This is a genomic window from Chitinophaga sp. G7 BAM 1005 (assembly GCF_057126945.1).
On record NZ_CP181478.1, the window covers coordinates 2,790,750 to 2,804,743 of the forward strand.

The 13,994-nt window shown below is 45.9% G+C and carries 17 protein-coding genes; 14 read left to right on the forward strand and 3 right to left on the reverse strand.

The genetic code is table 11. From position 1 onward, the window contains the following. Positions 1-95: 95 nt before the first annotated feature. The 3 genes from ACMXI2_RS11010 (at position 96) to ACMXI2_RS11020 (ending at position 1,215) form a co-directional block, all read left to right on the forward strand. Complete coding sequence (locus ACMXI2_RS11010; RefSeq protein ID WP_483781644.1) at positions 96-587, forward strand: DUF1905 domain-containing protein; 492 nt, start codon at positions 96-98, stop codon at positions 585-587. Positions 588-710: 123 nt separating this feature from the next. Further along, complete coding sequence (locus ACMXI2_RS11015; RefSeq protein ID WP_483781645.1) at positions 711-833, forward strand: hypothetical protein; 123 nt, start codon at positions 711-713, stop codon at positions 831-833. A 118-nt stretch (positions 834-951) separates the two neighbouring features. Then, a complete protein-coding gene (locus tag ACMXI2_RS11020; RefSeq protein WP_483781646.1) occupies positions 952-1,215 on the forward strand; it encodes a hypothetical protein in 264 nt (87 codons plus the stop codon). A gap of 46 nt (positions 1,216-1,261) precedes the next feature. Here ACMXI2_RS11020 and ACMXI2_RS11025 read toward each other — a convergent pair whose 3' ends face one another. Further along, positions 1,262-2,068, reverse strand: coding sequence for a DUF6597 domain-containing transcriptional factor (locus ACMXI2_RS11025; RefSeq protein ID WP_483781647.1), 807 nt, complete (start codon positions 2,066-2,068; stop codon positions 1,262-1,264). 307 nt (positions 2,069-2,375) lie between these two features. Between ACMXI2_RS11025 and ACMXI2_RS11030 the strand changes: the two genes are divergently transcribed. The 3 genes from ACMXI2_RS11030 to ACMXI2_RS11040 all read left to right on the forward strand — a co-directional run bounded on the left by ACMXI2_RS11030 (position 2,376) and on the right by ACMXI2_RS11040 (position 3,945). Further along, entirely contained in the window at positions 2,376-2,756 is a 381-nt protein-coding gene (locus tag ACMXI2_RS11030) for a VOC family protein (RefSeq protein WP_483781648.1), read from the forward strand. 48 nt (positions 2,757-2,804) lie between these two features. Further along, positions 2,805-3,023 (forward strand): CDGSH iron-sulfur domain-containing protein, encoded by a 219-nt coding sequence (locus ACMXI2_RS11035; protein WP_079467539.1) that lies wholly within the window; start codon positions 2,805-2,807, stop codon positions 3,021-3,023. Between the two features lie 142 nt (positions 3,024-3,165). Continuing rightward, the gene (locus ACMXI2_RS11040) at positions 3,166-3,945 is read left to right on the forward strand and encodes a PhzF family phenazine biosynthesis protein (RefSeq protein WP_483781649.1); all 780 of its coding nucleotides are present in this window, start codon (positions 3,166-3,168) and stop codon (positions 3,943-3,945) included. Here the strand turns inward: ACMXI2_RS11040 and ACMXI2_RS11045 are convergent. Then, positions 3,942-4,079, reverse strand: coding sequence for an alanyl-tRNA synthetase (locus tag ACMXI2_RS11045; protein ID WP_483781650.1), 138 nt, complete (start codon positions 4,077-4,079; stop codon positions 3,942-3,944). The two genes, ACMXI2_RS11040 and ACMXI2_RS11045, sit on opposite strands and share 4 nt — an antisense overlap. 129 nt (positions 4,080-4,208) lie before the next feature. On the opposite strand from ACMXI2_RS11045, the gene ACMXI2_RS11050 reads away from it, so the two are divergent. The 3 genes from ACMXI2_RS11050 (at position 4,209) to ACMXI2_RS11060 (ending at position 7,820) form a co-directional block, all read left to right on the forward strand. Next, on the forward strand, positions 4,209-4,661 hold the full coding sequence (locus ACMXI2_RS11050; protein WP_483781651.1) for an N-acetyltransferase family protein: 453 nt from the start codon (positions 4,209-4,211) through the stop codon (positions 4,659-4,661). Between the two features lie 56 nt (positions 4,662-4,717). Beyond that, positions 4,718-6,622, forward strand: a complete 1,905-nt coding sequence (locus tag ACMXI2_RS11055) for a TonB-dependent receptor plug domain-containing protein (protein ID WP_483781652.1) — start codon at positions 4,718-4,720, stop codon at positions 6,620-6,622. A 274-nt stretch (positions 6,623-6,896) separates the two neighbouring features. Then, the gene (locus tag ACMXI2_RS11060) at positions 6,897-7,820 is read left to right on the forward strand and encodes a hypothetical protein (protein WP_483781653.1); all 924 of its coding nucleotides are present in this window, start codon (positions 6,897-6,899) and stop codon (positions 7,818-7,820) included. Between the two features lie 240 nt (positions 7,821-8,060). On the opposite strand, the gene ACMXI2_RS11065 is transcribed toward ACMXI2_RS11060, so the two are convergent. Then, entirely contained in the window at positions 8,061-8,705 is a 645-nt protein-coding gene (locus ACMXI2_RS11065) for a YceI family protein (protein ID WP_483781654.1), read from the reverse strand. Positions 8,706-8,991: 286 nt separating this feature from the next. Between ACMXI2_RS11065 and ACMXI2_RS11070 the strand changes: the two genes are divergently transcribed. From ACMXI2_RS11070 to ACMXI2_RS11090, 5 genes are all read left to right on the forward strand, one after another. After that, a complete protein-coding gene (locus ACMXI2_RS11070) occupies positions 8,992-11,193 on the forward strand; it encodes a B12-binding domain-containing radical SAM protein (RefSeq protein ID WP_483781655.1) in 2,202 nt (733 codons plus the stop codon). A 109-nt stretch (positions 11,194-11,302) separates the two neighbouring features. Next, on the forward strand, positions 11,303-11,851 hold the full coding sequence (locus ACMXI2_RS11075) for a hypothetical protein (protein WP_483781656.1): 549 nt from the start codon (positions 11,303-11,305) through the stop codon (positions 11,849-11,851). A 24-nt stretch (positions 11,852-11,875) separates the two neighbouring features. After that, positions 11,876-12,514, forward strand: a complete 639-nt coding sequence (locus tag ACMXI2_RS11080; protein WP_483781657.1) for a hypothetical protein — start codon at positions 11,876-11,878, stop codon at positions 12,512-12,514. Further along, positions 12,484-13,263 carry a sensor histidine kinase gene (locus tag ACMXI2_RS11085; RefSeq protein WP_483781658.1) on the forward strand — a complete coding sequence of 260 codons (780 nt, stop codon included), beginning with the start codon at positions 12,484-12,486 and terminating at the stop codon, positions 13,261-13,263. The genes ACMXI2_RS11080 and ACMXI2_RS11085 overlap by 31 nt, the downstream gene beginning before the upstream one ends. 9 nt (positions 13,264-13,272) lie before the next feature. After that, a complete protein-coding gene (locus tag ACMXI2_RS11090; RefSeq protein WP_483781659.1) occupies positions 13,273-13,908 on the forward strand; it encodes a response regulator in 636 nt (211 codons plus the stop codon). Positions 13,909-13,994 lie beyond the last annotated feature (86 nt).

Sequence of the window (13,994 nt, forward strand, 5' to 3'; positions counted from 1 at the left end):
TGCATACCTGCAAATGAAAAATCGAAACACGGGAGGGATACTGGTCGTTTAAATAAAGTTCAATAACTTTATGACTCGTTCCATCTGTAATATTTATGGCTGTTAAACCAATCGTCGATCAATCGTACCGCCTTGAGAAATTCCACGGGAAAGGTGGATGGACTTTTGCGCGTATCCCAGAAATTACTCCCGATAAAGTGAAAGCCTTTGGGTTGGTAAAAGTGAAAGGATTTATTGACGACTACGAAATAAAAAAATGCCACCTGATGCCTATGGGTAACAGCATCCTGTTTCTCCCGGTAAAAGCAGATATCAGGAAGAAGATAAAAAAGAAAGAAGGCGACTGGGTGAAAATAACTTTGTTCCGGGACGATGAGCCGCTCGAAATACCCGAGGAGCTGATGGTTTGCCTGGAGGATGAACCCAATGCACACCTGTTCTTTAAATCGCTGTCTGAAAGTGAGCAGAAGTTTTATATCGATTGGATCTATTCTGCTAAAAGAATGGAAACAAGAGTAAGCCGTATGACTAAATCGATCATCCGGTTATCCAGAGGATTAAAACTATACGGGAAGGAGGAAGTGTAAAGTCAGGAATAAAAGATAGTATGGTAGTAAAGTAGCCAGTCGTATGACAGCTAAATGGTCAGAAAACCGAATGGTTAAAGTATCTTTGACAACCGGCCCTCCTAAAGGAAACCGGCCATTTTTATGAGTATTATCCTGTCGCCAGGTAATTATTTTGGGAAAGAGCAACAGGTCTGCGAGAACGCGTCTTTCCTGCTGAACATTACGGCATACCAGCCGGATTTTCAGATGCTTCCCACCTGGTAAAGGGTTTCTTGCCCTGGAACTCTTATCCAATACAGTTGACAAGGCCGTATTCCACAAAACACTGCGAACTATCGGTGATCAGTACAGTCGGGGTGCTATCACCTGGGATGCCTTCCAGATGGAAGTGGAGAAAGCGCACGGCAGCAGTTTACAGTGGTTTTACAACCAGTGGTTTGAGCGGTTGGGAGCGCCCTCGTGGCAGAGCAGCTGGGAGCAGCAGCAAAATAAATTACAGCTTAACATTACGCAAAAGGACAGTATCTATCAGCTCCCGCTGGAAGTACTGATTACTTATAACAACGGAACCACCTTGCTGCAGCGCATAATAAGTCAGGCGGCATGGAAGCAAAGGTGGCGGGGTTGTTGGCCTCAACGGTGGTGAAAGGAAAGTAGTTTAGCACTTTCAGCATTTTCCAAAACGGAACAAATCAGATCAGCGTAACAGGATAGGGGGAAACTTTATAGAACGCAGGGGAAACGCCTGTGAAGGATTTAAATTCCCGGATGAAATGGGACTGGTCGAAATATCCGCACTCATAGGCAATAGCGGTGAGGGAAAGTTTATTTTTTTCTACCAGCTCCAGGCTTTTCTGGAACCGGTACAGCTTTGCATAGAATTTTGGCGGAACGCCGGTATATTGTAAGAAGAGTTTATGGAGATACCGGGAAGATATAAGATGTTGCCGGGCGATGCTTTCAATTTTTGCGTCGGCGTCCGGTTGCTTCATCTGGTGGATGATATTGCCCACCATAGCGATGTTCAGCGGTTTCCTGTTTATTTCCTGTAACCTGTTTAACAGGAATTGTGAAATCAGTTTGATCTGTTGCTCCAGGTTTTCTTTTTCCAGCAGCTTCATATGTAATTGGCGGATAGGTTTACCCAGCATATCAGCAGGGTCGTTCACCTGGTTATTCAGCAGCGCGATATCTTCCTGCATAAAAAAAGCGGCGGTATGAGGGTAAAATCTCACGCCCAGCATTTTATTATAGCTACCCACCGCTTTCACGGGAAGAGGACGGGTAATTTGTCCCCAGAGCTCAATTTTAGGTGTATTTTGAAAGATGTTATTGCTGCCTGTTTTCCAGGTAGCTGATCCCATGTTGAAAATGATTTCCATATGCCCGCCGGGAAATACCACATCGTCGATAGCAGTATCTGCCTCGGATTCAAAATGGTAGTAACATTTTACATATGGTTTTAACAGTTGCTCCGGAAGGATTTCCCTGTATATCATTTTGGCTGAAAATTGCGGTCACTGCAATTTAAGTAAAATCCGGTTTATAAAAAACGGTGTTGAATCAGTTCCATAAATGCGGGCCGGAATTTGTCGCTTGGCGGAATCCGCTTGCCGGAGATGAACGGGTGATTGATCTTGGAGAAGCGGTGAAAGAATTTATGTCGTAATACACCCGTTATTTGCCCTGTTTACCCCCCGTAACTGTGATAGGCTGATCGTATATTTACATCAGCCTATTTCGATGGAGCAGCCCGCTGTGCAAGGTTTCATTGGAATTATTCTTCACCTGAAAAAATCAGTTATTATGTTTAGGAAAACAAAAGCATTCAGCAGTTTTTCAGTAAATGACCTGCAACAGGCAAAGATTTTTTATCAGCAAACACTGGGAATAGAAGTGGAGTCAGGCGAAAAAGAGCCGGTGATTACACTTAAAATTGCGGGTATGCCATCGGTTTTAATTTATGAAAAACCAAATCATACGCCTGCCACATTTACGGTGCTTAACTTCCCGGTAAGTAATGTGGAAGAAGCCGTAGACGAGCTGACGGCAAAGGGCATAAAGTTCCAGCAATATGAGGGAGAACTTAAAACAGACAAGAAGGGGATATTCCGTGGAGGCGGTCCCGTGATTGCCTGGTTTACTGATCCTGCAGGAAATATTCTCTCGGTGATGGAGGAGGAGTAATATAGCCATTTGTTTTTCTTACTTTTACCGCTTAAATAAGGAACATTTATGGCTACAAAGATTACTGTTAACAACAATGGTTCACTGAAAATAGAAGGTGAATTTGAGATCGTGGATAAAAACGGCAACAATTACGACCTGGGTGGCCGGGAAGCGGTAAGCATCTGCCGTTGCGGACTTTCCGCCAATAAGCCATTTTGTGATGGCTCTCACAAAGGTCATTTTGAGCATGAAGCCGTGGCATTTGCCCTGCCTCCTAAAAAGTAGGGTTATTAAGATAATGTATCAAAGGCTCTGTGCAGGTGTTGCACGGAGCCTTTTTACGTCTGATATGGTAGAAATGAGCAGAATTGCATCTGTTTTCAGAAAATAAATCGCTGCATTTTTGTGTTACAAATTGCAGTAACATATGGAAGTAAGATTTTTTCAGGTAGATGCCTTTACCAGGCAGCCTTTTAAGGGAAATCAGGCAGGCGTATGCCTCCTGGGGCAAATGCCGGATGATGAAGTATTGAAAGCCATTGCCGCTGAAAACAACCTCGCGGAAACGGCCTTTTTATTACCAGTGGAAAATGGTTACCGCCTGAGGTGGTTTACGCCGTTGGTGGAAATGAAACTTTGCGGACATGCCACGCTGGCCAGTGCGCATGTATTATGGGAAGCCGGGCTGGTGGCTCCGGGTGAAACCATTTCTTTTACTACGCTGAGCGGTTTGCTCACCGCCAGCCGGGAAAACGGGTGGATAACGCTCGACTTCCCGGCCAGGGATTGTGAGCCCGCCACACTGCCGGAAGAGCTGCGCACATTGTTTAAAGGAGAAGTGACCAATGTGGAATTTAGTGTAGACCGTTACATCGTGGAATTGAAAACGGGAACTGCTGTAGCTGATTTTGTGCCCGACAGGAACCTGCTGGCGCCTTACCGCCTGGTAATTACCGGAAGAGGTGGAGGGCCTTACGATTTTATTTCCCGTTATTTTGCTACGCCGGTGGGCGTTGATGAAGATCCGGTAACAGGTTCGGCACATTGCAGTTTAGCGTCGTATTGGGCTCCGCGTTTGCATAAAAATGAATTCTTTGCTTACCAGGCATCACAGCGGGGAGGTGAACTGAAAGTAATATTGCAGGGTAACCGGGTATTGCTGAAGGGAGAAGCGGTAACAGTGATAGAAGGGGTATTCCGCTTTTAACGGAACAAAGAAGCGCCCCAGTAGCCCAGAGCCAGCCATAATAATCCCTTTATAAGAAAGAAAAGAAAGCCCCAGAAGCCGAGCTTTTTTATCCATTTGATGATCTTTGCTTTCCTGTTATTACCTGGTGACATAGCACCACAAAATTAAAGATTTTTGTGTAGATAAATGTATCTTACAGGGGTTAATATATTTCGCGTGATGAAATTATTTTTGGCTGACAATTACGTGTATGCGTCAGCGTAATCCCTTAATTCCTGTATATGATTTTCAGAGAAGCAACTATTGCAGATATTCCCGGTTTGCAGCGGGTACGCGCCGCCGTAAAAGAAAATGTACTGAATAATCCGGACCTGGTTACTACCGCAGATTATATGCAATATCTCACCACGGATGGCAGGGGATGGCTATGTGAAACAGCCGGGGTTATTGTAGGCTTTGCCATTGTGGATACGCACCGGCACAATATCTGGGCGTTGTTTGTGGACCCGCAAACAGAAGCGGTGGGGATTGGCCGGGAGTTGCAGCAGCTGATGCTCGACTGGTACTTTGCGGTATATCAAACGTCGCTGTGGCTGGGAACGGCGCCCGGTACAAGGGCCGCCCGCTTTTATACCCGCAGCGGCTGGAAAAACGCGGGGCTGATGAAAAACGGCGAATTGAGGTTTGAGATGGACCGCGACACATGGCTGAGCTTCCGGAAAGCCGTTTCATGATTGGATAAATGATTTAATACGTACTTTTGCGCTCTTTTAGCAACGATTTTTAAAAGATGCGTGTAGCAGTGCCGAATAATAAATTACTGATATCCCTGTTCCTGGGCCTCTGTGGCAGCGCCACGGCGCAGCAGCCGGCAGAGTCCGCCCTTACCACTCATCACCTCGATGAAGTGATTGTACAGGAAAACAGGCTGGCAGCGCCTGTAAAGGCGGTGAACCGTAACATTACCATCATCACCCGCCGGCAGATAGAAGCCATGCCGGTATCGTCTATTACAGAAGTATTGGCCTATGTACCGGGACTGGATGTGCGGCAACGCGGTCCGGGCGGCATCCAGGCGGATATTGGCATAGACGGCGGTACTTTTGATCAGACCCTGGTATTGCTGAACGGCGTGAAAATAACCGATCCGCAAACGGGGCATAACATCATGAACCTGCCGGTATCCCTGGCGGATGTGGATCATATAGAGGTGCTACGAGGCGCCGCCGCCCGTATTTACGGGATCAATGCGCTGAACGGCGCTATCAATATCGTTACCCGCAAAGCCATCCAAAGCGGCGCTACCGTTAGCGGCAGCGGAGGCAGCAGCTTTAAAAAGAACGAAAACAACCATCTTTACGGCGCTTACAGCATTGGGGCTACCGGCGCACTGGTGAAGAACGGCGTGAGCCAGTCGCTCTCCGCCAGCCGCAACCAGGGCAATGGATACCGCTACAATACAGCGTACGACAACTACCGCGCATTTTACCAGGCGGCCTTTAACCGCGATACCCTGCACCAGTACAATGTAATGGCTGGTTTTGTAAACAACGGCTATGGCGCCAACGGCTTTTACGCAGCGCCTGGCGATCTGAATTCAGAAGAAACGGTGAAAACCCTCTTCGCCGCCGTAAGCAATACTTCGCGCATCAATCCCAACTGGGTAATGACGCCCAGGGTGAGCTACCGGTACACTAAAGATGATTACATCTACATAAAACCTGATAAATACCGTAATCTTCATAATACCCACGTGTTTGATGCAGAGTTGAATAATACGTTCAGCACCGCTATCGGTACCTTTGGCGCCGGTGTGGAAGGGCGTTATGAGTATATTAAAAGCTCTAATCTTGGTAACCACGACAGAACCAACCTCGGTCTGTCCGGAGAGTACAAGTCGGTGGCCGACCGCCGCTTTAGTTTTACCGTTGGAGGTTATCTCAATTATAACACGGTATATGGCTGGCAATTTTTCCCGGGAGCAGATGTGGGCTTTAATATTACCCCCGATATAAAACTGTTTGCCAATGCAGGTACCGCCCAGCGCTTGCCCACTTACACCGATCTTTATTACAAAGGCGGCGGTATTACCGGTAATGAAAACCTGGGACCGGAGAAAGCAGCTTTTGCAGAAGCGGGTATACGGAAGTTCAGTGGCCGGTTCTCTTTTTCGGGCTCCGTGTTTTACAGGCAGGTCAGCAATTTTATTGACTTTGTAAAAGACACGGCCGGTGGTGCAGACCCAACAAAGGTTCCCTGGCAACCGCAGAATTTCCAGCGGGCAGATATAACAGGCTTTTCGCTTAACAGCGGCTACAACACTATTTTCGCCGGCGGTTCGCTGTTTAACAGCTTTGGCGTAAATGCCGGTTACAATTATCTTTCTCCATCCTTTAAGGGAGATGCCATCACGACTAAGATTTCGCGGTATGTGATAGAAAGCCTGCGGCACCATTTCACAGCCAACATACGTACAGATATTGCGCGTCACTTCAGCGTTTCCGCCGCAGCGCGTTATTGCATGCGTGTAAATTATAAAGACTATACCCTGGTAGATGCGCGTATTGCGTATAGGCAACCACGTTACCAGATCTATGCAGATGCCAACAACCTGCTGGATGTAACGTATGTGGAAGCCGGCGCTGTGCCTATGCCCGGCCGTTGGATAACGGTGGGAGGAAAGGTGAGCTTCTAACGTAAGATATAATTAAAAATAAAAAGGGCTGTCTTATGCTTGCAAACATAAGACAGCCCCTTTTTATTTTGATTGGTCTTTTCCTGTCTCATTCTTCTGACAATTGGTGTTGTACTCAGACAAAGTTTGGATATAATAAATTCATTTCAAGCCTTATAGTACAAAAGTGTTTTAGATGTGTAATATTATTGGCAAAATGATATTGGTTTTGGTGTTTTGTTATACTTATTCTCGGAATATGTTGGTAATGCGCCGCGTTATGTAAAACTCAGTTATGAAACAGATTTTAGTCGAATCTATTAAGAATTACAATCATGGATTTGTGTTGAAGGAACAGGATTTAAGGCGAATTATCGATTTAACTGTTGAGCAAATGAAGAAGCTTTCGGCAGAGAAGATTGAATTTGTTTATGGGATTAAGTTTAGAAATGGGGCAATTGCAAGAACCTCAGATATAGAGGATGTGCTTAAGCAGGAAAATGAGGGATCATCAAGTCTGACAAGACTCCAAATAAATGCAATTCAAATTAATAATAATGAGAAATCGAGAATCAAAATAGATTTTAGAAATCTTATAGAAAATGAAGACATCGGCGGGGCCGCTATTGTTCACTCAATAAGAAGCCAATCCCGAGATTGGGTTTTTGTTACCAGTTCATTAATTGAGGAAAGGATATCAAAAATTAAAAGACGGTCATTAGATTCTTTTTTCCCAAAAGCAGGAACTAGATTTATTTTAGGGATATTTATCCCTTTTTTCCTTTTCATATTTTCTTTCGGAATGTTATCTAATTTAGACAAGAAGATACGTGATGGAAATGTTATCTATCAAAAAGGAGTAAACCAAATTGAAGCTGATTGGGATAAAAAGGTCATTACTGATCCAGTTACTGTTCTGTTTAAAATTGAGAAAATCAGAATCTCACAAAATGCAAGGATTACCACTGTTGTAGATTGGTATGGGGTATTCCTCTCAAAGCCATTCTATATCTTTCTTACCAGTATTGTAATATTAATTATTTACGTTTCAGTTGCTGGAAGAATATATCCTATTTACAATTTTTGCTGGGGGAATTATTTGGACATTTTCTCAAAAAGGGAAAGCTTTCGAAAGGTTTTATTTGGGGTGATTCTGGGGACTGTGATTTTAGGTATTGTGGTTAATTTATTGTCTACTTATATATGGAATAATTTATAGCATACTACATCCGGATAATAGTTTGCGAGGGGAGAATAAGTCAATGCATTGCCGGCGATGACCACGTACTAACGTCGTCGGTTACACGTTGTTTCCTTTTTTTTATTGGTAAAGTAAATTGGCTGACGAATAAAAAAGGTTGCTGTAAAAAGAGAGGGTTATTGGTATTCCCGGGAGCATGGGCGGGAGTGCCCGTGCTCCCCAGGAATTATATAATACGGTAGTGAAAACAAGAACGAATTATTTGGCAGCAGCTACCAATGTTACATCCAGGTCAAAGTCATCATAGATGGCTTTATCGCCGATGCCTTCAAAGAAGCTTTTGGAACCGTATTTAATATTGTATTTGGTACGATCCACTTTAATAACTGCTTTGGCAGTGAGTTTGCTGCCAGCAACAGTTACAGCTGCCGGGAAGGTAACCGGGTTGGTGATTCCTTTGATGGTTAAGTTACCTGTTACTTCGTAGTTACCACCGCCTTTGGAAGTGACGTTGGTAGTTACAAAAGTGGCTGCCGGGAATTTTTCCACGGCGAAAAAGTCTTCGCTTTTCAGGTGGCCCAGTAATTTAGCATTGCCACCGGCATCTTTGATATCGGTTACTATGATGCTGCGGGTATCCAGTGAAAAGCTGCCACCTTTCAGTACATTGCTTTCTACTTCCAGTTTGCCGTCGGCAATATTGATGGTACCCTCGTGTTGTCCGGTTACTTTTTTACCTGTCCAGCTTAACTTGCTTTCTTTAACATCTACCAGGAAAACAGTTGCTTTCCTGGCGGAAGCCGCTTTGGTTGATTTTTCTCCTTTGTTGACAGTAGCAGGTGTGGTGAAAGACATCAGGAAGATTGATCCTCCAATAAAGAATAATGATGCTAATCGTTGCATATATGTTGTGTGTTTAAATTTGGTGCAATTTAAGGGGGACGGGGGGATTAGCGTTTACGGGATCCGGAAATTAAATGTTAAAAATACTTTTCAACGATTAAAGCATCCAGGGAAAGCCATCATGCGGTTGAGCGCTGGCGGCTTCTCTGACGCCACTTTCTTATCAGCGATGCCATCAAAAATAATTTTGTAGACTAACAGGAAAAGCCCGCTGCATCGTACTCTTAAGGCATCCGTATCGTTTCTCCTTAAAAAAGAACTAAATTTGCGTTTTAAATAACCTGACTTGAGTAATTCCGTTTTTTTAATAACGCCACCATTTACCCAGCTGAACACGCCGTACCCGGCTACTGCTTATCTGAAAGGATTTCTGAATACAAAGCATATTACTTCCTTCCAGTCGGACCTGGGTATTGAGGTAACGCTCCGTTTATTTTCAAAACAGGGCCTGGAGCAGCTGTTTGCGCATATCGCTGCGGCCCCGCCGGTGGCGGCTTCAGAGAATATTGCACGGATGCTGGTGCTGCAGGAGGATTACATACAAACCATCGACACGGTTATTTTATTTTTACAGGGAAAGAATCCTACGCTGGCACATCTTATCTGTAAGCGGGATTATCTGCCGGAAGCTTCGAGATTTGCGCAGCTGGACGACCTGAACTGGGCTTTTGGCTCTATGGGTACGCAGGATAAAGCGAAACACCTGGCCACTATGTACCTGGAAGATCTGTCGGATCTGATCATGGAATGTGTGGACCCGCACTTTGGTTTCAGCCGCTATGCGGAACGCCTGAGCCGCTCTGCCAACAGCTTTGATGAATTATACGCCGCATTACAGGCGGAATACACCTATATAGACAGTATCCTGACCGATCTGCTGGCGCTGCATATGCAACAGGTGCAACCGGTAATGGTCGCGATTTCTGTGCCTTTCCCCGGTAACCTGTATGCCGCATTGCGCTGCGGACAATGGATTAAACAACATTATCCGGCCGTAAAAGTAGCGATGGGCGGCGGGTTCCCCAATACCGAGCTGCGCTCGCTGGCGGATGCGCGCGTATTTGAGTTCGTGGACTTTATTACGCTCGACGACGGTGAAGCGCCCCTGGAAAATTTGCTGTTGTTTCTCGAAGGAAAGAAAACGGCAGAAGAGCTGAAGCGTACTTTCCTGCTTGCAGAAGAGAAAGTGACCTATGTGAACAGTAAAGCTACGCACGATTATAAACAGGCCCAGCTGGGTACGCCGGACTACAGCAACCTGCTGCTGGATAAATACATTTCCGCTATTGAAGTGGTAAACCCGATGCACAGCCTCTGGAGCGACGGGCGCTGGAATAAACTTACAATGGCACATGGCTGCTATTGGGGCAAATGTACTTTCTGTGATATTTCTCTTGATTATATAAAGATATACGAACCCATTACGGCCTCGCTGCTATGCGACCGGATGGAAACCATCATTGCGCAAACGGGGCAAAACGGTTTCCACTTTGTGGATGAAGCCGCGCCTCCTGCGCTGATGCGGGCGCTGGCGCTGGAAATCATCCGCCGTAAGCTCACCGTTAGCTGGTGGACGAACATCCGTTTTGAGAAGAGCTTCACCCGTGATCTTTGCCTGTTGCTTAAAGCATCGGGCTGTATTGCCGTTTCCGGCGGATTGGAAGTAGCTTCCGACCGTTTGCTGGGGCTGATCCAGAAAGGTATTACCGTGGCCCAGGTGGCGCGTGTAAACCGGCATTTCACGGAGGCGGGTATTATGGTACATGCCTACCTGATGTATGGATTCCCCACGCAAACAGCGCAGGAAACCATTGATGCGCTGGAAATGGTGCGGCAGATGTTCCAGGCGGGGATACTGCAATCGGCCTTCTGGCACCAGTTTACCATGACGGCCCACAGCCCGGTAGGACTGGAGCCGGCGAAATTCAGTGTACAAAAAGAAACAGACAGGATTGGCGCCTTTGCCAATAATGATATTATGCATATTGATCCTACAGGTGCGGACCACGAAACTTTCAGCTATGGATTAAAGAAGTCGCTGCTGAATTTTATGCACGGCGCCTGCCTGGATTACCCGTTGTCCAAATGGTTCGACTTCAAAGTACCGAAAACCACGGTGCATCCCGATTTCATTACTACCGCGCTGATGGAGGACGAAGCGGGCACGGTGAAGCCCACATCAAAAGTGGTGTACCTGGGCAAACAGCCGGCGATGGAAATTATTACCAAGTCAAAGAAGGGGAGTACCTGGGAAATGTCTTCCCTAACTTTCCAGGGCAAAAAAGAGAAAGTAAATATCAGCGTGCCACCTCCCCAGGGAGCATGGCTTACGCAGATGCTGCAACAGCTGGCTGTGGCTAACGCTAAAACATATACGCTGCAGGAAGTGAAAGACAGTTATGAGGCGGCGGGGCTGGATGATTTTGAATTGTTTTGGGACAACAAGCCGGTAAACACGCTTCACAAGCTGGGTTTGCTCAGATTGTAAAAAAGAGGATGGCTGCGGGTGGAAAGCAGTAAAATACATTACCGGGGATTTTCCCGGTATCAGTCATGAACAAAAAGTCAAATATTTGTTTCCACTAAACTGACCAAACATGAGTGATCAAATGTCCCTTGCAGGCTATGGTTGTAACGACCAGGGCTACCTGAATCCTATACCCGAACAGCTGGACTACCGTATGCCCTTTACCGAGGACCAGGCCGTGACTTATGGAATGCCCATTACTGTTGCGGCATATTTTGGCATGCTGAATAACTTCTACAAATTTTTAATTGCTAATCCGGGAGTGATTCCTTTGTTTCAGGGTTCATACTCCGTGGATTTCAGTAAAGCTTCTCTTTTACGTATTCTCAGTCAGGAAGGTTGCGAATATATACGTTTTCATTTTGCGATTCCGGAGCCCAACGAAAAACTGAGCCTGGTAGCGGAGGGATTGACTTTCGACAGAAGCCAGGTGGGGTACGCGCAGTTGCTGCAGAAAGCCACTGCCAACGATATGGTGCATGCCGGCGGCGATCCGAAAATAGAGGAGAGAGGTAATGGAACGCCGGTTCCGGATCCTCCGTTAAGAGAATTATTTGAATTGCTGAAAGGTCATGGATCACCGTTAGCCACGGTAGATCTGGACCTGATATTTAGTTAACCCGAATTAAAACTTTTTGTGCCGATGAACGGTTGGGTGTACGCATATTATGCTTTATTGATAGCCTGTTTTATTATTAGCTTATTTCACCTGGAGCACAGGGAAGTAAAGTTGCTGTGCGTATTGCTCGGCGTATCTATTATTACCGAAGTAATAGTGGAATTGATCGGCACAGAAGGTTTAGGTTTTTTTATAGTGTATCATTTTTTTGTGGTGCTGGAATATAGTCTGATTACAATTATTCTCCGATCGGGAATCAGGGATTACCGCTGGCGCTTACTGATGGGTGTATCCATTTTTGTGTTTTGCATGGTGTCTCTTTTCTACAGCTTTGTATTGGGCGGGTGGCGTGCCTTTCCGGGTATCAACATCACGATAGAGAGCTTCCTGGTTATTTGCTGGTGCCTTTTATCCTTTTTTTCAATAACCCCGGATAGTGAAGCGTCTATATTCCGGCACCCTGTTTTTTGGTTAACCCTTGCTTTTTTTATTTATTTCGCGGCTTCCGTGAGTGTAAATGCCTTTTATAACCTGTTACTGGAAAACGATACCACCAGGGCCAGGCATTTTTTCGCGGTATTGAACTCATTATCCAATTACCTGTTGTATATTATGCTGATAAAAGGCGTCGTATGCTTCCGGTCAAACAGGATCTCTTTGTAGCTGTGATTTTTATTTCGTTGCTGGTTACCATCATGGGACTGGTGGTAGTGGCAGCGGTAATAAGTTATAAGAAGAAGCAGGATGCATACTTACATCAGCTCAAGTTAATGAAAGAAGATTACGACAAACAACTCATGTGGTCCCAGATTGAAATGCAGGAAGAAGCCTTTGCCCACCTCGGACAGGAGCTGCATGACGATATCGGCCAATTGCTAAGCAGTACCAAGCTCCTGATCAATGTTACCCAAAGGAGCATGAAGGAAATCCCCGACACCCTGCAAATTGCGGAAGATACACTGAGTACCGCTATTCTGCATCTGCGGGCGCTTTCCAAGTCGTTCAGCCGCCAGTGGCTGGACCAGTTCAGCCTGATAGAAAATCTGAAGGCGGAGGTAGACAGGATCAATTCCAGCAGGGCCATCACCGTAAAGTTTACCCATGAACTAACGGTGCTGCCGTTACAGGCAGAGCCCCAGATCATCCTGTTCCGGATTATCCAGGAAGCAATGCAGAATTGTATAAAACATGCCCGTCCGCAGGTGATTGACATCAGTATCAGAACGGCCAACCAACAGTTGATCCTCATTATCGCAGATGATGGCTCCGGATTTGATAAAGTGGGGATGTCGGCTATTGGTATGGGTATCCGGAACATGCAGCACCGCACCACGTTACTTGGAGGCGATATCCGCTGGGAGGTGACCACCGCCGGCGGTACCGCAGTATTGATAACATTACCCCTTGAATAATTTTTGTTTATGAAGATCAACATAGGTATTGCAGATGATCATCAGTTGTTCCTGAAGTCGCTTAGTTTACTGGTGAGTGGTTTCGCCGGCTTTCATATTGTGGCAGAAGCCATGAACGGCAGGGAGATGCTGGATAAACTGGCACAACTGCCTGCATTGCCCGACATCCTGTTGCTGGATGTAAATATGCCGGTAATGGATGGCGCCAGGGCTACCGAGGCAGTATTGAAATTATATCCCACTGTAAAAGTAGTAGCGTTGTCGATGAAAGACAATGACGCCACGATCATAGAAATGCTGAAGGCCGGGTGCTGTGCCTATCTCCTGAAAGATATTCATCCCACAGAACTGGAAAAGGCATTAACGGAAATTTACGCCACCGGTCAGTATAACAATGATGCCTCCAATGTTAACTACCGCCGGTTGCTGCTGCAGTCCGAACAAAAGCAAACGCTCACGGAGCGGGAACGGGAGTTTCTTCACCTGGCATGCAGTGATCTTACTTATAAAGCCATTGCCGCTAAAATGAACGTCACCGAAAGAACGGTGGATGGTTACCGCGAAATACTGTTTAATAAGTTAAACGTGCAAAGCCGCACGGGTATGGTGCTGGAAGCTTTACGCAGACAATTGGTTACTTTGTAGCGCTTAGTTTTTCCGCAGGTTTTTTACGGGGTTCGACAATGCCGCTTTCAACGCTTTATAGCCTGCGGTGATCCATGCCATACGCC